Origin of the sequence: Bacillus sp. FJAT-49711, from assembly GCF_018343715.1 — a bacterium.
GTDB lineage: Bacteria > Bacillota > Bacilli > Bacillales > Bacillaceae_C > Lederbergia.
Genome location: NZ_JAGYPL010000006.1, coordinates 49611 through 70779, shown reverse-complemented (window position 1 = coordinate 70779; position 21169 = coordinate 49611). Strand labels below are relative to the sequence as shown.

Genomic DNA, 21169 nt, shown 5'->3' with positions numbered 1-21169 from the left:
ACACATCGGCTTTCAAGGAGGTTGGTCAACAATCATGTTATTGGTGACCTTTGCACATCGGTTTTCAAGGACGGAGGCTACCAATCAAGCTATTGGTGACATAAACACATCGGTTTTCGAAGAGGATGGTCAACAATCATGTTATTGGTGACCTTTGCACATCGGTGTTCAAGGGTGAAGGTTATCAATTAAGCTATGTTGTCAAGTGGAATGATGAATATCGATATTTGGCAAACGATTATCGTTATGCTAGCGTTCATAACATTTAGCTTATTATTGCTAACAAAAAGAGAAATAACCCGCACACTAGCTTAGCGCCATTGAGTCGGATTACTGCTGCAACTTTCTGGGCGGTTTTCCACCCACTTCCTTATTTTATTGTAATGATAGCATTAGAATTTTATACAGGAAAGAACCATGAAATTGTGGGGTGCAACTAAGAAATCCCCGTCACAAATATAAAGTGACGGGGATTAAAGTTATTAACCGATAGAACCTTCCATTTCGAATTTTATGAGTCGGTTCATCTCAACCGCATATTCCATAGGAAGTTCTTTTGTAAATGGTTCGATGAAGCCCATAACGATCATTTCTGTCGCTTCTTGTTCACCGATTCCACGGCTCATTAAATAGAAGAGCTGTTCTTCAGATACTTTCGAAACTCTCGCTTCGTGTTCCAATGAGATATTGTCATTCAAGATCTCATTGTATGGAATTGTATCAGAAGTTGATTTGTTATCTAGAATGATTGTATCGCACTCGATTGTGGATTTAGCGCCATCCGCTTTACGTCCAAAATGAACGATTCCACGGTATGTTACTTTTCCACCATGTTGTGAGATTGATTTTGATACGATGCTTGATGATGTATTTGGTGCCAAATGCATCATTTTTGCTCCTGCATCTTGGTGTTGGCCTTTTCCAGCAAGTGCAATGGATAGAGTCATTCCACGTGCGCCTTCACCTTTCAACAATACAGAAGGATATTTCATCGTTAGCTTTGATCCGATATTTCCGTCAATCCATTCCATTGTAGCGTTCGCTTCACAAACCGCACGTTTTGTAACGAGGTTGTATACGTTGTTCGCCCAGTTTTGGATTGTTGTATAACGGCAATATGCATCTTTTTTAATGATGATTTCAACAACTGCACTATGAAGTGAGTTCGTAGTATATACCGGAGCAGTACATCCTTCAACATAGTGAACAGAAGCTCCCTCATCGACGATAATAAGTGTACGCTCAAACTGCCCCATATTTTCTGAATTAATTCGGAAATATGCTTGGAGCGGAGTATCTACTTTGATGCCAGGAGGGACGTAAATAAATGATCCACCTGACCAAACAGCAGAGTTCAATGCTGCGAACTTATTATCTGTTGGAGGAATAACGGTTGCCCAGTGCTCACGGAAAATATCTTCATTTTCCTTTAATGCAGAATCCGTATCTTTAAAAACAATCCCCATATCTTCAAGATCTTGCTTCATGTTGTGGTAAACAACTTCAGATTCATATTGAGCAGATACCCCTGCTAGATACTTTTGCTCAGCTTCCGGAATACCAAGCTTGTCAAATGTTTGCTTAATCTCTTCAGGAACTTCATCCCAAGTACGTTCTGTTTGCTCAGACGGTTTTACGTAATACGTAATTTCGTCAAAGTTCAATGAATTTAAATCTCCACCCCATTGCGGCATTGGCATTTTATAAAAATGCTCAAGAGATTTTAAACGGAAATCAAGCATCCATTGTGGTTCTTCTTTCATTTTAGAGATTTCCTCAACGATTTCTCTCGTTAATCCCCGCTCAGAACGGAAAATGGAGACATCTCGATCTCGGAAGCCATATTTGTAATCACCGATTTCTGGTGCTTTTTTAGCCATTCTTCATTCCTCCATTCTTTTACTGTTCTTGCAACCCTTTTTCCATTGCTTTCCATGCTAAGGTTGCACATTTGATGCGTGCAGGGAATTTAGAAACACCTTGCAACGCTTCAATATCACCTAGGTCTAGGTCGTCATCGTAGTCTTTTCCCTGTATCATGTCGGAAAAAATATGCGAAAGTTTAACAGCTGTCTCGACATCTTGCCCAATAATTGTTTGGGTCATCATCGACGCAGATGCCATTGAAATAGAGCATCCTTCACCTTCAAACTTTGCATCTGTTACCTTTCCGTCCTCCACCTTCATTGTAAGATGAATCCGGTCTCCACATGTCGGGTTATTCATATCGACAGTCAGGTTCCCATCCCTTAAGGACCCTTTATTGCGAGGGTTTTTATAATGATCCATAATCACTTGGCGGTAGAGTGCATCTAGGTTATTAAAAGACATTCGTGAAATACTCCTTTGTTTTGACAAGCCCATCTACAAGCCTATCAATGTCTTGTTCCGTGTTGTATAAATAAAAGCTTGCTCTTGCCGTTGAAGATACGTTCAACCACTTCATAAGCGGCTGGGCACAGTGATGACCTGCACGAATCGCAATTCCTTCAGAATCTAGAACGGTCGCTACATCATGTGGATGGACATCCTCTAAATTAAATGTAATCACACCCACACGTTTTTCAGCCTCTTTAGGTCCATATATTGTTATTCCTTCTATTGCTGACATCTTTTCAAGAGCATAAGCTGCTAAATGATGTTCGTGGTCCAATATATGTTCAGGACCAATTCCCTCTAAAAAGTCAATCGCTGCACCAAGACCAATTGCACCTGCAATGATAGGAGTGCCTGCTTCAAATTTCCATGGAAGTTCTTTCCAAGTAGATTCTTGCAAGCCCACAAAATCAATCATTTCTCCACCAAACTCAATGGGCTCCATCTTTTCAAGATGCTCTCTCTTTCCATATAAAACGCCAATCCCAGTAGGTCCACACATTTTATGTCCGGAAAAAGCGAAGAAATCACAATTTAAATCTCGTACATCTATTTTCATATGAGGTGCAGCTTGGGCACCATCTACCACCATAATCGCTCCATTTTCATGTGCGATTGAGGCAAGCTCTTTAATAGGATTAATGACTCCAAGAACATTTGAAACATACATGATTGAGACGATCTTCGTTTTAGACGTAATCGTCTTGCGTGCTTCTTCAAGACTGATTGAACCATCTTCTTGAAGTGGAATATAATTAAGCCTTGCGCCAGTGCGCTTCGCTAATTGCTGCCAAGGGATAATATTGCTATGGTGTTCCATATAAGAAATGACGATCTCGTCATCCTCTTTGAGATTTTCCATTCCGAAACTTACCGCAACAGTATTAAGGGCAGTCGTTGTACCTCTAGTAAAAATAATTTCTTCTGTTGAAGAAGCATTAATGAATTTTCTAACCTTTTCACGAGCCGCTTCATACCGATCGGTTGCCTTCGTTCCGAGCGTATGAACGCCACGGTGAACGTTAGAATTATATTCACGATAATATTCATCTAATACTTCAATTACCCGGGCAGGCTTTTGTGAGGTCGCAGCGCTGTCCAGATATACGAGTGGATGCCCGTTTACTTCCTGGTCAAGTATTGGAAAAAGTTTGCGAACCTCTAAACTATTCATTATCTTAATTTCCTTTCGATAATGTCAGTAAGCTGTTGTTTTACTGCATCAATAGGAAGATTTTCAACAACTGGTGCTAAGAATCCATGAATAATCAATATTTCTGCTTCAGCACGTGTAATTCCACGGCTCATTAAGTAGTAAAGCTGAAGCTCATCCACGCGGCCTACAGATGCCGCGTGTCCCGCAATTACATCATCTTCATCGATGAGTAAAATTGGATTTGCGTCTCCACGAGCTTTTTCACTTAGCATTAATACGCGTGACTCCTGTTCAGCGTTTGCTCCGGAAGCGCCTTTTTCAATTTTACCAATTCCATTAAATATAGAAGAGGCAGAATCTTTCATAACTCCGTGTTTCAATATATGGCCTGTTGAATTTTTACCGTAGTGGACAATACTTGTCGTAAAGTTTTGTGTTTGCTTTCCTCGGCCTACAACAACGGTTTTAGCATCACTGCTGGAGCCATCGCCAATTAAGTTCGTAATATTTTCAAAAATGGTATTGCCGTCATTCATCATACCAAGAGCCCAATCAACTGTAGCATCTCTGCCCGTTACACCACGACGATTCACATAAATCGTGGAGCCTTTAGCCAAAGTATCAACTGCACCGAAGACAATTTTAGCATTATTATTAGCAATGACTTCCGCAACGATATTAGCAACACCACTTACTTCTTCATTCGTTGAAATGTAGTTTTCCACATAAGTGACAGAACTATTGTCATCCGCTACAACAAGAACGTGGTTAAACATCGCAGCTTCTTTATCATCAAAAATAAAAACAGCTTGTACCGGGTCTTTTACTTCAACGTTCTTCGGAATATAAAGGAATGCACCACCATTTAACAAAGCAGCATGTAAAGCAGTAAGCTTATGCTCATCAACTTTTACAGCATCTTTCATGAAATACTTTTGAACAAGTTCAGGATGTTCTTTTGCAGCAGTAAAAATATCTGTAAAAATAACACCTTGTTCTTTTAATTCTTCTGAAAGTGAAAGATAAGCAGCTGTTTGATTGTGTTGAATATAAAGATTTTGATTCGTGTTTTCTACATGAACGACTGATTTTGCTGCTTCAGGCAGTTCATCTAGCGATTGAATCCTACTTCCTTCAGCTTTGTGTTTAGTGAACTCTGTGAAATTCCAATTATTAATTCTTGTTTTATCTGGTTTTGGCAAAGCTTTTTCATCAGATAAAGCAAAGGCATTGAGCCGTAACTCGGTAAGCCATTCAGGTTCACCTTTTTCAGATGAAAAAGAACGGATATAATCCATATCTATATTCATTTTCGTATCGATTGTCATTATGATCCTCCTTACACTTATGCTTCCTGACCAACTGTTTCGTCTTCAATTCCTAGCTCTGCTTTGATCCAGTCATAACCTTCTGATTCCAAGCGTTGAGCAAGCTCCGGACCACCAGATTTTACAATGCGGCCCTGCATCATCACATGGACGTAGTCAGGAGTAATATAGTTAAGAAGGCGTTGATAGTGGGTAATGATTAAGCAACCAAAGTCACTTGAGCGCATTTCATTGATTCCTTTAGAAACAATTTTTAAAGCATCTATATCTAAACCTGAGTCAACTTCATCCAATATTGCAATTTTTGGTTTAAGCATCATCAATTGTAAAATTTCATTACGTTTTTTCTCCCCGCCAGAGAATCCTTCGTTCAAATAGCGTTGTGCCATGTCAAGGTCCATCTCAAGCAGTTCCATTGTTTTATCCAATTCACGGATAAATTTCATTAATGTAATTTCTTGCCCTTCCTCACGACGTGCATTGATAGATGTACGCAGGAAGTCGGAATTTGTCACTCCGCTGATTTCACTCGGATATTGCATCGCTAAGAACAAGCCTGCGCGTGCACGCTCATCTACTTCCATTTCCAACACATCTTCACCATCAAGCGTAATGGAACCACTAGTTACTTCATATTTTGGATGACCCATAATAGCAGAAGATAATGTTGATTTTCCAGTCCCGTTAGGACCCATGATTGCGTGGATTTCTCCACCTTTTATTTCAAGGTTCACACCTTTTAATATTTCCTTATCTTCAATTGCTACGTGAAGATCCTTAATAGTTAATGTTGAAGCCATGATCATACCTCCGTATAAACAAAGTGATTTTCTTATTTTGATGAGTTCATTCTCAATTTATTCTCATTCTTATCTTATATCATATTAAAATTATTATCAACTAGGAGGAAATATTAGGTCTAGCCAATGAATTATCCCCAATTTTAAAGGGCCGACGCTGTTTACGTCCGCCCTTGATTTATCGCATTTTTTTATTATTATTAAAGAATCACGAATGAATTTTTCTTTCCAACCCAGATTTTACCCTTTGAGAAAGAACGTACTCTTTTTCGCGTTTTTTCTCAATTGTCACCCTAACTTGATGTTGCCGCTTGTATGTTTCGTACCCCACTCCATGTGCACCGTACATCGCTTTTTCCATCCCGTTTGTGTACTGCATATCTAAGGTATTAATAAAAAACCAATCCTTTCGTTTGTTGGGACCTTGGTGTCCAAATTTAACTTCACTGACTTTTTTCACATTCCCTATTATAACGAAAAAAAACTTCCGTGAAAATAAAAAAATTGAAGAAAATAGTGAACAAATATAGGCGGAGAGCGAGTTTGAAGAGGGATGTAAGCATTATCACCCTTATTTTCTTTTGATGAAAAAGTCCTATAAGAAAAGCGCAAAGCGCCCGTTCAGCGACGTACAAACTTTTTAAGCTTCTGACGAGATAAAGGAAACACGGCGAGGAACGAGCTAGTGAAATTGGCACTTCAAATTTCACCTAGTGAAATTGGCACTTTAAATTTCACCTGATGTTGACTTATCGTAGAAAGAAGCTGAAAGTTTGCTAGTCTCTGGGCGCCTGAAGCTAGACAATGAAAGACTTGTTTTAAATAGGAATCGGGTAAAATTTTATAATTTCTTTACTTTTAAAAAAATCCGAGCAAAATGCCCGGAAGTAAATTAATTTCTTCTTATTTTTTTTGCTAACCAGTTGCCAAATGATTGAACTAATTGGACCATAATGATCAGTGTTATGACCGTAATAATCATTATTTCTGTTTTGAATTGGTTATAACCGTAAGTGATCGCCAAATCTCCAATTCCGCCTGCACCTACTGCTCCAGCCATTGCCGATGCCCCAATCAAACCGATCGTTGCAACCGTTAAAGCTAGAACAATAGAGCTTAAAGCTTCAGGGAGTAAAAAACGCCATATCGTTTGCCACGGTGTTGCTCCCATTGCTTGAGCTAATTCAATCGTTCCTTGGTCTACTTCAAGTAATGAGTTTTCAATCAACCTTCCTATATAAAAGGCAGTATATAGAACGAGCGGAACGATAGCAGCAGTTGTTCCAATCGAAGTTCCGACAATAAATCGGGTAAACGGAATAATGGCCACTATAAGAATGATGAAAGGTATGGATCTAAAAATATTAATCACAATGTTTAAAACATTATAGAGTATTTTATTTTCTAAGATGGCTCCTTCTCTCGTAACGACTAAAATAACACCGATTGGTATTCCTATTATAATAGAAATAATAAGACCTACAATCACCATATAAAGTGTTTCATTTATGGAAGTGAAAAACTCGGGCCAAAACCAAGACTCAAAGTGCATCTTGAGTAACCTCCCTTACAATGGCAGCTTGATCCTTCATATATTGCGCTGCACGTTCTATTTCATCTGGATCACCCTGTATATTTACTAATAGGTTGCCGAAAGGAATTCCTTGCAGTTCGGTGAGCATTCCATGAAATACATTCAGATCGACTGAGAATTTTTTGGCTGTGTCGGATAAAAGCGGAGCGCTTGTAGAAATCCCTTTGAAGATAATCCGATATGTTTTTCCTGAGTTCGTCTTTATTAATTCTTTAATAGAATTAGGAGTCTCATCATTTAATACAGTCCTTACGAAGCTTCTTGCAATCTCCGTTTTAGGTTCTGTAAACACATCAATGACCGATCCTTGCTCAACAATTTTTCCGCCTTCAATGACGGCCACTTTATCGCAAACATCGCGGATGACATTCATTTCATGCGTAATCATTAAAATGGTGAGACCGAATTCTTCCCTGACTTTTCGCAGCAATTCCAATACTGATTCTGTTGTACTTGGATCAAGTGCAGAAGTTGCCTCGTCGCATAGAAGGATATCTGGATCTGTGGCAAGGGCCCGAGCAATTCCAACCCTTTGCTTCTGTCCGCCCGACAATTGCTCGGGATAATGATTCATTCGATCTTCTAATCCAACAAACGATAATAACTCTGTCACTTTATCCTTAATGAACGCTTTAGGCTTTCCTTCCAAACTAAGCGGCATAGCAACATTTTGAAAAATCGTTTTCGAATGCAATAAATTATAGTTTTGAAAAATCATGCCAATTTTCTTTCTTTGTTCCCGTAATGCCTTTGGTGAAAGTGATAGGAGGTCGACGCCATTGATTAAAACTTTACCGGAAGTCGGCCGCTCCAATAAATTAACACATCTAATCAATGTACTTTTCCCAGCTCCGCTAAAACCCACGACTCCAAATATTTCTCCTTTATTAACGGAGAGATTAATCCCTTGTAGGGCTACGACTTGTTTCTCTTTCTGTTTCCCATACACTTTATGAACTTCTTCTAATACAAGCATATGTTTTCTCCTTACTTCATTAAATATTTTCAACGAGCATTTCGATTTTACAATATATCGATAAATATATAAACCATTAGCCTGTTTTCTAGAAAACAGGCTAATGGTAAATGATTAGTTTTGTTTATAATCATCCAAGAATGAAATCGGCTCTCTAACCGGAACGGCAGCTCCGCTAAATTCTTTTTCAATAAAGCTTTTCACTTCATCTGTATGATAAATGTCTACAATTTTCTTTAACGTTTCGTCATCTTTGCGTTTTGTTTGAGCAGCAATAATATTTACATAAGCTTTGTTGCTGGCATCTTCTCTGAAAATAGGATCATTTGTAGGATTTAAGCCTGCATTGATTGCCATGTCAGAGTTAATGATAGAAGCAGCTGCATCATCAAGACCGCGAGCTGTTTGGCCAGCATCAACCGGAGTAATTTCTAGATTTTTAGGATTTTCCACAATATTTTCTACTCCGCCTGTACCATCAAAACCTTCTTTTAATGTAACTAGTTCAGCTTTTTGAAGTAATAAAAGGGCTCTTCCTAAGTTTGTTGGGTCCTTAGGAATGACAATTTGATCCCCATCTTTCAGCTCGCTTAGATCCTTTACTTTTTTAGAATACAAACCCATTGGCCAAATATTTGTTGTTCCAATAGCAGCTAAATCTAGTTTGCGATCCTCTTTAAAACTATCAAAATAAACAACAGTTTGGAATGCGTTAATATCAATTTCTCCGCTATCCACTGCAAGATTTGGTTGAACATAATCATCAAATTTGACAACCTCAATTTTAATGTCTTCTTTTTCAGCCAGTTCTTTTACAAGATTCCAAGTTGGCATTTCTGATGTAGTCGTTCCTACCTTAATCACATCTGATTTACCATTAGAGCCACAAGCAGATAATACTAAAACTAATCCTAACAAAATCACAGCAAATAATTTCTTCATTATAATATCCCTCATTCGTTTTTATTTATTGAATCGATTTGGATCGAACATACTGATCTCAAGTGTTAATGTTTTATCGGTTGCTAGTTCCGCCGCAATTTTCCCCATGACGGGAGCAAACTTAAATCCATGTCCTGCCATTGGGCCAAGTAATGTTACATTTGGTAAACCTGGTGCAGCTCCAAGGATAAAGTGTTCGTCTGGTGTATTCGTATAGAAGCATGTTTTGGCTTTAACCGGCACAGGAATAAGATCTGGGAAATATTCTTTCACTAGTTCGGTAACCGGTTCTAGATCTGAGTTGTGTATTTCCCGGTCTACTTCATCCGGATGATTGAAGATTTGCCCACCATGGTGCAGGGCAACTTTGACTGTTTTCCCATCAACAGTTGGGAATCCATAAAATCCTATCCCATCTTTCATTCGTGAGAAAATCGGAAATTTTTCTGATGTAAACTGTTCAGGATCTTTCGCATCATACCAAACTAGTACTTGCCGTTCGAGTGAAAGCGGCAATTTTAGTTCAGGAAGAAGATGGGAAGTCCAACCGCCTGATGAAACGATCACTTTTTTAACTCTAAATTGTTTATCCTCACATATAATTGTTACTCCATCTTCATCCGCTTGGATATTTTTCACAGGGCTGTCTGTAAAGACAGTTCCACCTAATTCTTCTCCTCGGTTCACAGCAGTTTCGATGGATAATTCAGGTTTTATGAAGCCAGCATATTCCTCATAAATTGCCACTTGATTATCTTGGAACTTAATTTGAGGATATACTTTTTGAGCCTCGGCTCCAGAATATTTTTTGTGAGGAAGCGCAAATGTATTCACACTTTCCTCTACTGTTTTGATGAAAGGATCATCTTTTAATCCAAACATCGTACCACCATTTTCGGTATATAACTCTATTCCTGTCTCTGTTTCCAATTCTCTCCACAGCTTTCGCGCTTCCTTGAGTAACGGAACATATTCAACACCTTCACCATAGGCTGTACGGAAAATTCTCGTTTCTCCATGTCCAGCCCCTTTGTCATGACCCGGTCTATAGCGGTCAAAGCCAACAACATTGGCTCCCATTCGAGCAAGCTGCCAAAAAGCAAAGCTTCCCATAGAGCCAAGTCCAACTACCGCAACATCCCATGTAAAATCCTTCGTCATGCTTTTCTCACCCCGCTGTAAAGTAGTATTGTCGATTGGAGAAGGTCTGTTTTCAAAATAAAAATACCTTCCTGCAAAAATGAGCAGAAAGGCATAAATAATTAAAAATCCTTCCCTCATCTTTCAAAGCAATTAAGCTTTGTGTGAATTGGCACCATTTCACTTACGTGACGGTTGCCGGGCTTCATCGGGCACATCCCTCCACCTCTCTTGATAAGAGTTTAAAGATATGAAATTGTAAGGTATGAAAGTCATATTATCATAGACTTTTTTACGAGTCAACAGGTGGGAGCGAAAAATTACCTAGGAAATATGTCGAAGATTTGTAATTTATCGTTCGGAGTGGCCGCTGTATCTTGATATAAGCTCGTGCAAATAGGGAACTGATTTAAATGCATAGACTTTTTCTTGAACCTTGCCCGCTTTTGCGATTATTAAACAAGGGACGCTTTCAATTGAAAACATCTCCGCCATTTCAGGGCTATAGTTTAAATCTGCTTTTCCAAAAGTAGTATCGGGATGCATTTGCTCAACAACTTCGAGCATTTTCCCCGCCACTTGACAGGTGCCGCAGAGGGGAGTGTAAAAGTAAAGTATGGTTGTGTTGGGTTGTTCGCTTGCTTGTATGATGTCTTTTTTCGTTAATTCTTTCATAGAAGAAAAATCATCCTTTTTAGGATATTTTTTAAAAAAATCTTATTATCCTTATACAACAATACTAAATATTGTTTAATTGAATTTCAACAACTAGATAAGACATTTATTCTGTATTAAATTTTAAATGTTAAGAAGAAATTCGAGTTTAATTTATTTTTGATATCGAGAATTGATGCTGGATTATCGACTAAAGCAATAGTTCCATGATTTTCACCGGGAATTATCCCTGGATTATCGACCAAATTGATAGTCCCATGATTTTCATCGAGAATTATCCCTGAATTATCGACCAAAATGATAGTGCCATGATTTTCATCGGGAATTATCCCTGAATTATCGACCAAATCGATAGGTCCCATGATTTTCATCGAGAATTATACCCGGATTATCGACCAAATCGATAGTTCCATGATTTGCATCGAGAATTATCGTTGGATCTTCGTAAAGTATATACAGTAATAGTTTTTTTGTTATCTTAACTCTTTTTTACATAATATGATGCCTTCGTACTTCCAATTTTAACAAATTTCTTTAATAGAATCTTTTGAATCGTTTCCGTAGTTTTTATTCCTTTAGTCCATTCAAAGACCCCACTTGTTGTGATTTTCTTTTCTGGAAAAAGAAGACTTAATTCATCTACACTCCGTAAAATTGCCGACTCAACTTTTTCTATACTTCCACAATTTTTACATACTATGAAGGACTTTTTACTTTCTATCATAAATGAATAACAACTCGCACACGTAACCCCTTTCCGCAGTTCCCCATAGCTATATTTTGGTATTTTCCTCAAAGGGAAATCCGTCTTGTGCTCAGAAAAAAGTTTACGTGCTAGTGTTTTATGGCGCTCATATATGGTTGATTGCATTTTAGTTAGTTTATCAAAAAACCTATTTAGTTGGGTTGGGAATATGATAGGTAGATTTCGCGGGGCATTGTATAAGTGGAAATCAGGATTGATGAAAATAAGGTGGGTTTCGATGGGGACGTTGTGGCTAAGATCCCTAAGCATTCTTCGAAGTAGCATTTCACTTCTTTCGAGCTGGGATACTGGATTTAGGATTTCTGTACCGTTGTTGTAAAACCATTTATCACCGTCGATATAATAATCTCCTTCATAATTTTTAATCTCAAACAATATTGCTGGTTTTTGTGCTATTATGAGCGAGTCGATTTGGAAGTCATTATTGTTGCTTTCCAACTGCAGATCATTGAGTACTAGCCAATCATTCTTTACTTTTCTTAATCGTTCGTCAAACAATAGTTCTCCTTCATACCCTTTTTCAAGGTTTGCTAGATGTACTGCTTCCTTAATAGACAATACTTTTCTACTATTTAAAATCCTATACACCTTTAATTCTTTACTTTCAACTCTTTGTTTAATTTCCATTTTCCACATCCTTTTATTGTAATTATCTTAATTGTATGAAATAAGCCCTATTTATTCAACTCATAAAAAAACACACCTCAGCTCACGCCTCAGTGCATTTCTCCAATAAAATTACTCTTCACTCATCATTTTCACATACTCATCCGCAGACATTAGGCTGTCCACTTCACTTAAATTGGAAGGTTCGATCACAATCATCCAAGCTTTTTCATATGGGGATTCGTTTACGAATTCTGGGCTATCGTCTAGATCTTCGTTTACGGCTACAACTTTCCCACTAATTGGTGCGTATAGTTCGGAAACAGTTTTTACTGATTCTACGCTTCCAAATGGCTCGTTCGCTGTAACATCGTCACCAACTTCTGGAAGTTCAACGAAAACTATATCCCCTAGCTCCGATTGAGCAAAATCAGTAATGCCAATACGAATTTTTCCGCCCTCTTCTTTTACCCATTCGTGTTCTTCAGAATATCGCAAATCTGTTGGTGTATTCATCTAGATCCCTCCATCATATTATCTATTATTAATGTACAAAAACGCATCATCTAAATCAAGAAATCATTTATTCCAAGTCTTTTCATAATCTTCCTCTTTAAAACCGAGAGTAACCACATTTCCATCAGTTACGAGCGGGCGTTTTATAAGCATGCCGTCACTGGAAAGGATGTCAAATAGTTCTTTCTCCGTTAAGGTTCCTATTTTATCCTTCAATCCAAGCTCTCGATATTTATTTCCACTTGTATTGAAAAATTTCTTAAGTTCCAAATGACTGTTTTTATAGATTTTCTCGATTTCCTCACTTGTTGGAGTATTTTCAACAATATGTATTTCATTATATTTAATTTGATGATCCTCCAACCACTTTTTAGCTTTGCGGCATGTACCGCATTTTGGATAACAATAAAAGGTTAACACTAATTATATCCCTCCAACCAATCATTACATTAATTGTAACATAGAAATGATTTTAACGTAAAAGAGCATCGATCATTTCGATGCCCTTTCATTCATATCAAAATTCACACAACAAATCGCTCAGCATCAATTAATTTTTCAGCTACCTCCCGCTTTTTGGCAATGACATTAATTGGCGTGTGGCGAATTAATTTTCTTAATGCTGAATTCATCATTCTAAACATGTCGCCTTCTTCAATTGCTGCCAGGCTCTCCCGTGCTAGCTGTTCGACTTTAACGATGGAGTCTTGGCAGAAAATTTGAGTATAAAGAAGTTTTTGTGTACTTTTTTCAAGACCCACTTTATCAATTGCTTTTTCAGTCCGGAGAACAGTAGACTCCATCGCATATGCAAATGAAACAATATCCGCAAGCTTTGCTAAAATTTCTTGCTCCCTCTCCAGCTCTTGACCGTATTTTTGTGCGGCAAGTCCCGCAATCATTAAAGCTACTTTTTTCGTTCCTTTTACTAAATGTTTTTCTTGTTCAAGAGGTGCGTCACCAGGGTCCTCTGGCATTAACATCATTAATTCTTCCTGCAAGGTTTGGGCCTTTTCCAGTAATGGCAGTTCTCCTTTAAATGCTTTTCGCAAAAAGGTTCCTGGCACGAGCAATCGATTGATTTCATTCGTCCCTTCAAAAATACGATTAATGCGAGAATCACGAAATGCTCTTTCGATCTCATATTCTTGCATATAACCGTAGCCGCCATGAATTTGGACTCCTTCGTCCACAACATGGTCAAGAACTTCCGATGCAAAAACTTTATTTAATGAACATTCAATGGCATACTCTGCTATGGAAACCGCTACATCTGCACCGTTCTTTATTTGTTCTTCTGTTAATTGGCTCATGCGATCTTCAAACAAACCAACTGTACGATAAACAGAACTTTCTGCAGCATATAGCTCGGCGCCAAGCGTTCCGAACTTCTCCTTCGTCAAATTAAACTGTGATATTGGTGTTTTAAATTGCTTCCGCTGATTCGCATATTGCACGGTAATTTCAAAAGCTCTTTTCGAACCACCTACGGCCCCAACTCCAAGCTTATAGCGGCCAATATTTAAAATATTAAATGCAATTCGATGCCCTTTTCCCGCTTCGCCAAGCAAGTTTTCAACAGGTACTTCTGCATCTTCTAAAATCAATGTTCGTGTCGATGAGCTTTTGATGCCCATTTTCTTTTCTTCCGCCCCAGTCGAAACCCCTGGGAAATCACGCTCCACGATAAAGGCGGAAAACTGTTTCCCATCGATTTTCGCATATACGATGAATACATCGGCAAAAGCGGAATTCGTAATCCACTGTTTTTCTCCATTTAAAAGATAATGAGTTCCAGCGTCATTTAATTTAGCAGTCGTTTTTGCTCCAAGTGCATCTGAACCTGATCCTGGTTCTGTTAACGCATATGCAGCCAGCTTTTCACCTGTTGCAAGTGCTGGTAAATATTTTTCCTTCTGTGCCTCATTTCCAAATAGAACAATTGGAAGAGAGCCGATTCCTACGTGAGCTCCGTGGGAAATCGAGAATCCTCCAGCTCTAGACATTGCCTCGGAAATAAGAGAAGAACTCACTTTATCAAGAGCTAATCCCCCGTATTCCTCAGGAACATCAGCTCCGAGCAGACCAAGTTCTCCAGCCTGCTTCAGCAACCTAACAGAATGTTCAAATTCTTGGTTTTCTAATTTTTCGACTAAAGGTAATACCTCGTTTACGACGAAATCTTCACTCGTTTTATAAATCATTTTATGTTCATCTGTATAATCCTCTGGTGTAAACATTTGGTCAGCAGAAATATCTTCGATTAAAAACGCGCCGCCTTTAATCAGTTTTTCCGTTTTACTTTCCATCGTTTTCCCTCCCAGTCATTAAACTAACTCAAATACTCCAGCAGCTCCCATGCCCCCGCCGATACACATCGTCACTATTCCAAATTGAACATTCCTCCGTTTCATTTCATGAGCAAGAGTGAGTGTTAACTTCGTTCCTGTACAACCAAGTGGGTGACCAAGTGCAATCGCTCCTCCATTAACATTGACCATTTCTTCATTTAGTCCTAACTGACGTATGACTTGGATCGATTGAGAGGCAAAAGCTTCATTTAATTCAAAAAGACCTATATCCGAAAGTTGAAGGCCCGCCATTTTTAATGCCCTTGGAACTGCTTCAACAGGGCCGACTCCCATAATTTCAGGCGCAACTCCTGCAACTGCAAAGGATCTGAATTTAATCATCGGGGTCAGCCCTAGCGAATTAGCTTTTTCACGGTCCATAACCATGACCGCCGCTGCTCCATCACTCGTTTGCGACGCATTCCCCGCAGTGACCGTGCCACTTACAGAAAAGGCCGGGCGAAGTGTTGATAGAATTTCCATATTTGTGTTGGGACGGACACCTTCATCCATCGCAAATTCTATATTTTTTTCGACTAGTTTGTTATCTTCGACAGAGCGTGATACAACATTTACAGGGACAATTTCATCATTGAATTTCCCTTCCGCAATCGCCGCTGCTGCTTTTTGATGACTTCTGACTGCAAACGCATCTTGATCCTCACGTGAAATATGAAACCTTCGTGCTACCTCCTCTGCTGTATGACCCATTCCCATATAATATTCCGGCATGCTTTCGGCAATTTTGACATTTGGTCTTACGACATGACCCATCATTGGTACTAGACTCATAGACTCTGCTCCACCGGCAATAATCGTATCAGCATTCCCTAGCATAATTCTTTCAGCTGCATACGCAATTGACTGCAAGCCGGATGAACAATAACGATTGATTGTAATCGCCGGTACTGTATTAGGGAGACCAGAAAGCACTCCTATATACCGCGCCATATTCATGCCTTGCTCCGCCTCAGGCATGGCACAGCCAATGATTAAATCATCAATATTCCCTTCATAATTCCCTGCACGTTTCAATGTTTCTTTAACCGCAATCGCTCCTAAATCATCTGGTCGCATATGGGCAAGTGTTCCTTTTTTCGCTCTCCCAACAGGCGTCCTTGCTCCTGCGACTATTACCGCCTCTCGCATGGTATCCCCCCTATGTTCTTAGTGGTTTTACTTTTCGATTATTTAAGCCTGAACTTCCATTTTTAGTTCCGTAGTGGTTTTCCTTTAACAAGCATATGCTGCATACGTTGCTGAGATTTCGGCTCTGCTATTAAACTTAAAAATGCTTGGCGCTCCAAATCTAGTAAATATTGTTCTTCCACTTCTGTCCCATAAGGAAGATTTCCTCCTGCGATGACATAAGCAAGCTTTTTCGCAATTTTCATATCATGATCGGAAATATAGCCTGATAGATGCATCGCTTCCGCTCCAAGTAGGAGAGTGGCATAGCCAGTTTCTCCCGTAACCGGGATTTTTCTCCTTGCTGGTGGGATATAGCCTTGATTGTGTAACGCAATAACAGCCTGTTTTGCATCGTATAGCTGATGATCCCCATTAATGCTAATGCCGTCTTGATCGTTTAGAAAATGATTTTCCCTTCCTTCTTCTCCAGAAGTTGATACTTTCGCCATCGCGATCGTTTCAAAAACACGATTAGCCACTTTTTGTAAATCAGCCATTCCGTCCGGCATTTCGTTCAACAGCTTCAAGTACAATTCCTTGTTTCCACCGCCTCCTGGAATAAGTCCAACTCCAGTTTCAACAAGGCCTATATACGTTTCCATCGACGCTTGTATATGTGCACAAGGAAGACAAACTTCTGCACCACCACCTAAGGACATCCCAAAAGGGGCAGCGGCAACAGGCTTCTTACTATATTTAATTTTCATCATCGCTTGCTGGAATTGGCGCACGATCATATCGATCTCAAAAATATCATCGTCTTGGGCCGCCATTAAAATCATTGCAAGATTGGCTCCAACACAAAAGTTTTTGCCCTGATTTCCAATGACAAGACCTTTATAATTCCTCTCCACTTCATCAATGGCATAATTGATCATTTGAATAATATCAAAGCCAATAGCATTATTTGGCGACTGGAACTCTAGTAAAAGAACGTCATCTCCCAAATCTATTAAATTAGCTCCGCTATTTTTCTTAAGTACTTTCCCTTCTTTTTTTAATACCTTCAAGTCGATTTCTTTTGGATTTTTGAGAATTTCTTTATACTCTCCATTTGAAAAATATAACTTACGCCCGTCTACGTCCTTATAAAATGATGTAAATCCTGCATCAAGCATCTCTTTCACAAAAGTAGGAACTTGAATCCCTTGCTCTTCCATTTTCTGAACGGATTTCTCAACGCCAATCGCATCCCATGTTTCAAATGGTCCTAATCTCCATCCAAATCCCCATTTCATCGCCTGATCAATTGATACAATCGAGTCGGCAATTTCACCTAATAGTTGCGCCGAAATCGCGAGTACTGGGGCCATAATATTCCAAAGGAGCTTTCCAGCTTTATCTTCCGAGTATACAAGCGCTTTCATTTTTTGCGCCGTTCCTTTTGCTTGTTTTGCCATTTCAATTCCTGGGGTCTTTAAGCTTTTTCGTGGTGCGTATTCAAGTGTTTCTGGATTTAATTCCAATATGTCTTTTCCTTGCTTCAAATAAAACCCTTGACCCGACTTACTGCCTAGCCATCCATTTTCATGCATCTTATTCATGAATTCAGGTACTTCGAATACTTTCTTTTCGTCTCCTTCAACTTGTTCGTAAACATTATTCGCAACATGAATGAAGGTGTCGAGACCAACAACGTCCAATGTCCGGAAGGTTGCACTTTTTGGCCGGCCAATCAGTGTACCTGTAATCGAATCAACTTCCCCAATACTAAATCCGCCTTTTAGCATCTCTCTTACCGTCACAAGCAAACCGTACGTTCCGATGCGGTTTGCGATGAAATTCGGTGTATCCTTTGCAACAACCACACCTTTTCCTAAAATATCCTCACTGAATTGTTGCATGAAAGCTAAAACATTATTATCAGTTTTCTCGGTTGGAATGATTTCAAGTAATTTCAAATAACGTGGAGGATTAAAAAAGTGAGTCCCTAAAAAGTGCTTCTGAAAATCATCTGAGCGGCCTTTCGCCATTGCTTCGACCGAGATTCCAGATGTATTGGAACTTACGATTGAGCCTTTCTTTCTATATTTATCGACTTGCTCAAACACTTTCTTTTTTACTTCAAGTTTTTCAACTACAACTTCAATGATCCAGTCGACTTCCGATAATTTTTCTATATCATCTTCAAGATTGCCTGGACTGATGTATGATAAGCGATTTTTATGGGTAAGAGGTGCAGGCTTTTGTTTCAACAGTTTTGCTAGCGCCAAGTTTGTCATACGATTCCGAACTTCCTTGTCTTTTAACGACAATCCTTTAGCCATTTCTTCCTTTGTTAATTCTTTAGGAACGATATCAAGCAATAATACGGGAATACCAACATTTGCAAGATGAGCTGCAATTCCTGAACCCATGACTCCTGAGCCTAAAACAGCGGCTTTTTTAATGCTGAAAGTCAAAAGTAACTCCCCCTCTATTTTTTGAATGAATACTCATTCATTTTTACGGTAAAAAAATGCTCACTTATGAGTATATAATTATTATTAATATATCGAAAATATTCTTTATGTGCAATCTTTTAATCTTAAAAAATTCTATCTTTTGAATATTCCTTTTAGTACAAATGCAACGTTGGCTGGCCTTTCCGCTAATCTGCGCATAAAGTAACCATACCAATCCTTCCCATATGGCACATACACTCTCATATTGTATCCTTCTTTTACAAGTTCAAGTTGGCGTTCAGACCTAATCCCATAAAGCATTTGAAATTCAAATAAGTCATAGTCAATCTGCTTTTCCAAAACAAATAGTTTCATATATTCAATGATTTTTTCATCATGGGTGGCGACAGCAGTAAAGTGTCCATTTAATATATGGGCGGCAATCAATTTTTTGAAGTTTTTATCCACTTCTTCTTTAAACGGAAAGGCAACTTCTGCCGATTCTTTATATGCACCTTTTACAAGTCTTAAATTAGCCGAATGTCTGGCTAGATGATTTAAATCCTGTTCAGCCCGATACAAATAAGCCTGTAAAACGGTCCCGATGTTTTCGTACTCTGATTTTAACATTTTATATACTTGCAATATCTTCTCACAACGGGCATAATCCTCCATGTCAATCGTCACAAAAACTTGATTCCTAGCAGCCACATCCATGATTCTCCTCATATTATAAAGTACAAGTTCATCAGAAATATCAAGCCCCATTGATGTAAGCTTCAATGATAATTGTGCATTTAGTCTTTCTTTTCTAATTGCTTGGATCGCATGGATAGAATTATCAGCCATTACATTCGCTTCCTGTTCACTATCCACAAACTCCCCTAAGAAATCAATCGTTACGGATAACCCTTTATTATTTAATTCCTTAATGACATGGACAGCTTCCTCAATCGTTTCCCCTGCTACAAATTTTGAAGCCCCAAATCTGAGTCCATATTTTTTTGCCATTTTCGTTAGGAATCTATTTTTCGATAAAAATAAAAAGAATGTCCGCATTATTTTTTCCACGATTCATTTCTCCCTTGAACCTTTAATGTGTTCGTTTTCATTTTAACATTTATTTTCTTACATAAAAAAGAAAATGGTCAGGCATGCTAAGTACAGAAATAATAAAGGAGGATCTAGATATGCATAATCAACAAATGCAAAATCAGCAAAATATGATGCAGCAGCCACAAAACCAACAGAACTTAATGCAACAGCCGCCGCATGTCATTACTACAAAGGATTTTGCTTATATTAATGATATGTTGTCTTGGAATTTACTAGTCATGAAAAAAGCTCATTTCGCAGCTTCTCAATGTCAAGACCAGCAAATCAAAACCCAGCTAGATGCCTGCGGACAAATGCATCAACAACATTATATGAAGATTCTCGGACATTTAGAGGAAAAACAACAAAACAATTCAATAATGCAATAAGAAAAGCGAAAGCGTCTGTACATCGACGTACGGGCCCACAGGATGTGGGTCCGTCGACGTTGCCACAGGACGTGGCGGGTCTTAGTCGACGTTCCTTCTTTGGCCTCTGACTGAGATAAAGGAAACACAATGAGCCGTAAGGCGAATTGATGTTGACTTATCGTAGGGAAGAGGACAAGAAGTTTGCTAGTCGATAGACGCTGGAGCTGGACAAAGAAAAGCGAAAGCGTCTGTACATCGACGTACGAGCCCACAGGATGTGGGTCCGTCGACGTTGCCACAGGACGTGGCGGGTCTTAGTCGACGTTCCTTTTTCGGCCTCTGACTGAGATAAAGGAAACACAATGAGCCCGAAAGGCGAATTGATGTTGACTTATCGTGAGAAAGAGGACAGGAAGTTTGCTAGTCGATAAGCGCTGTAGCTAGAAAATAAAACAGGAGGCTCATTATGCAAAATCAAAATCAAAGTAAAATTCAAAATCCAACGACTCAAGTTCCTAAAACTCCAACAATGAATGATCGAGATTTTATAAACGATTTGCTTTCTACTGAAAAATATATGACTCAAGCATACACAACAGCCCTACACGAAGCGAGTCACCAACACTTATACGATGATTTGTTATCTATTTTTACAGAAACCCAACAAATGCAAAGAGATTTATTCAATCTTATGTTTCAAAAAGGCTGGTATAGCATGGAGGTCCAGGATGCGCAGAAAATTCAGCAATCATACCAGCAGCATACTGGTTATACAAACCAATTCCCCTATAGCGGGCAAATGCAATAACTGACTAAGATGCAAACACCTTGCCGTTTGCATCTCTTTTTTTATATAAGAATATTTTATGTGAAAACGGGCACAGATAAAACAAACATTCACT

At 38.8% G+C, this 21169-nt stretch carries 21 protein-coding genes and 1 riboswitch; of the genes, 2 read left to right on the top strand and 19 right to left on the bottom strand.

The window, feature by feature from the left end:
- Window positions 1-482: 482 nt before the first annotated feature.
- The 19 genes from sufB to KHA96_RS21205 form a co-directional block, all read right to left on the bottom strand.
- The gene (gene sufB / locus KHA96_RS21295) at window positions 483-1880 is read right to left on the bottom strand and encodes a Fe-S cluster assembly protein SufB (protein WP_213131360.1); all 1398 of its coding nucleotides are present in this window, start codon (window positions 1878-1880) and stop codon (window positions 483-485) included.
- 19 nt (window positions 1881-1899) lie between these two features.
- Window positions 1900-2331: a Fe-S cluster assembly sulfur transfer protein SufU gene (gene sufU / locus KHA96_RS21290; protein WP_213131359.1), complete on the bottom strand. Its 432-nt coding sequence runs from the start codon at window positions 2329-2331 to the stop codon at window positions 1900-1902.
- The gene (locus KHA96_RS21285; RefSeq protein WP_213131358.1) at window positions 2321-3550 is read right to left on the bottom strand and encodes a cysteine desulfurase; all 1230 of its coding nucleotides are present in this window, start codon (window positions 3548-3550) and stop codon (window positions 2321-2323) included. The genes sufU and KHA96_RS21285 overlap by 11 nt, the downstream gene beginning before the upstream one ends.
- A complete protein-coding gene (gene sufD, locus KHA96_RS21280; RefSeq protein ID WP_213131357.1) occupies window positions 3550-4860 on the bottom strand; it encodes a Fe-S cluster assembly protein SufD in 1311 nt (436 codons plus the stop codon). The genes KHA96_RS21285 and sufD overlap by 1 nt, the downstream gene beginning before the upstream one ends.
- Window positions 4861-4877: 17 nt before the next feature.
- Window positions 4878-5663: a Fe-S cluster assembly ATPase SufC gene (gene sufC / locus KHA96_RS21275; protein WP_213131433.1), complete on the bottom strand. Its 786-nt coding sequence runs from the start codon at window positions 5661-5663 to the stop codon at window positions 4878-4880.
- 205 nt (window positions 5664-5868) lie between these two features.
- On the bottom strand, window positions 5869-6120 hold the full coding sequence (locus KHA96_RS21270) for a YuzK family famiily protein (RefSeq protein WP_213131439.1): 252 nt from the start codon (window positions 6118-6120) through the stop codon (window positions 5869-5871).
- A gap of 432 nt (window positions 6121-6552) precedes the next feature.
- Window positions 6553-7212: a methionine ABC transporter permease gene (locus KHA96_RS21265; protein ID WP_213131356.1), complete on the bottom strand. Its 660-nt coding sequence runs from the start codon at window positions 7210-7212 to the stop codon at window positions 6553-6555.
- Window positions 7202-8230: a methionine ABC transporter ATP-binding protein gene (locus tag KHA96_RS21260; RefSeq protein WP_213131355.1), complete on the bottom strand. Its 1029-nt coding sequence runs from the start codon at window positions 8228-8230 to the stop codon at window positions 7202-7204. Before KHA96_RS21260 ends, KHA96_RS21265 begins: the two co-directional genes overlap by 11 nt.
- Before the next feature lie 114 nt (window positions 8231-8344).
- The gene (locus KHA96_RS21255) at window positions 8345-9172 is read right to left on the bottom strand and encodes a MetQ/NlpA family ABC transporter substrate-binding protein (protein WP_213131354.1); all 828 of its coding nucleotides are present in this window, start codon (window positions 9170-9172) and stop codon (window positions 8345-8347) included.
- Between the two features lie 21 nt (window positions 9173-9193).
- Window positions 9194-10333, bottom strand: a complete 1140-nt coding sequence (gene solA / locus KHA96_RS21250; RefSeq protein WP_213131353.1) for an N-methyl-L-tryptophan oxidase — start codon at window positions 10331-10333, stop codon at window positions 9194-9196.
- Window positions 10334-10446: 113 nt separating this feature from the next.
- Window positions 10447-10553: riboswitch (SAM riboswitch) on the bottom strand.
- A 110-nt stretch (window positions 10554-10663) separates the two neighbouring features.
- Window positions 10664-10987 (bottom strand): thioredoxin family protein, encoded by a 324-nt coding sequence (locus KHA96_RS21245; protein ID WP_213131352.1) that lies wholly within the window; start codon window positions 10985-10987, stop codon window positions 10664-10666.
- Window positions 10988-11103: 116 nt separating this feature from the next.
- Window positions 11104-11358 (bottom strand): hypothetical protein, encoded by a 255-nt coding sequence (locus KHA96_RS21240; RefSeq protein ID WP_213131351.1) that lies wholly within the window; start codon window positions 11356-11358, stop codon window positions 11104-11106.
- Between the two features lie 107 nt (window positions 11359-11465).
- Window positions 11466-12380, bottom strand: a complete 915-nt coding sequence (locus KHA96_RS21235; RefSeq protein WP_213131350.1) for a nuclease-related domain-containing protein — start codon at window positions 12378-12380, stop codon at window positions 11466-11468.
- 111 nt (window positions 12381-12491) lie between these two features.
- Window positions 12492-12875: a glycine cleavage system protein GcvH gene (gene gcvH / locus KHA96_RS21230; RefSeq protein ID WP_213131349.1), complete on the bottom strand. Its 384-nt coding sequence runs from the start codon at window positions 12873-12875 to the stop codon at window positions 12492-12494.
- 63 nt (window positions 12876-12938) lie between these two features.
- On the bottom strand, window positions 12939-13295 hold the full coding sequence (locus tag KHA96_RS21225; protein WP_213131348.1) for an arsenate reductase family protein: 357 nt from the start codon (window positions 13293-13295) through the stop codon (window positions 12939-12941).
- 104 nt (window positions 13296-13399) lie between these two features.
- Complete coding sequence (locus KHA96_RS21220) at window positions 13400-15184, bottom strand: acyl-CoA dehydrogenase family protein (protein ID WP_213131347.1); 1785 nt, start codon at window positions 15182-15184, stop codon at window positions 13400-13402.
- 18 nt (window positions 15185-15202) lie between these two features.
- Window positions 15203-16375, bottom strand: a complete 1173-nt coding sequence (locus KHA96_RS21215) for an acetyl-CoA C-acetyltransferase (protein ID WP_213131346.1) — start codon at window positions 16373-16375, stop codon at window positions 15203-15205.
- A 62-nt stretch (window positions 16376-16437) separates the two neighbouring features.
- The gene (locus KHA96_RS21210; protein ID WP_213131345.1) at window positions 16438-18819 is read right to left on the bottom strand and encodes a 3-hydroxyacyl-CoA dehydrogenase/enoyl-CoA hydratase family protein; all 2382 of its coding nucleotides are present in this window, start codon (window positions 18817-18819) and stop codon (window positions 16438-16440) included.
- 135 nt (window positions 18820-18954) lie between these two features.
- The gene (locus tag KHA96_RS21205; protein ID WP_349305823.1) at window positions 18955-19872 is read right to left on the bottom strand and encodes a proline dehydrogenase family protein; all 918 of its coding nucleotides are present in this window, start codon (window positions 19870-19872) and stop codon (window positions 18955-18957) included.
- 119 nt (window positions 19873-19991) lie between these two features.
- Between KHA96_RS21205 and KHA96_RS21200 the strand changes: the two genes are divergently transcribed.
- Both KHA96_RS21200 and KHA96_RS21195 read left to right on the top strand, forming a co-directional pair.
- Window positions 19992-20285, top strand: coding sequence for a hypothetical protein (locus KHA96_RS21200; protein WP_249315845.1), 294 nt, complete (start codon window positions 19992-19994; stop codon window positions 20283-20285).
- A gap of 448 nt (window positions 20286-20733) precedes the next feature.
- The gene (locus KHA96_RS21195; protein WP_213131344.1) at window positions 20734-21075 is read left to right on the top strand and encodes a spore coat protein; all 342 of its coding nucleotides are present in this window, start codon (window positions 20734-20736) and stop codon (window positions 21073-21075) included.
- The last annotated feature ends 94 nt before the right edge of the window (window positions 21076-21169 follow it).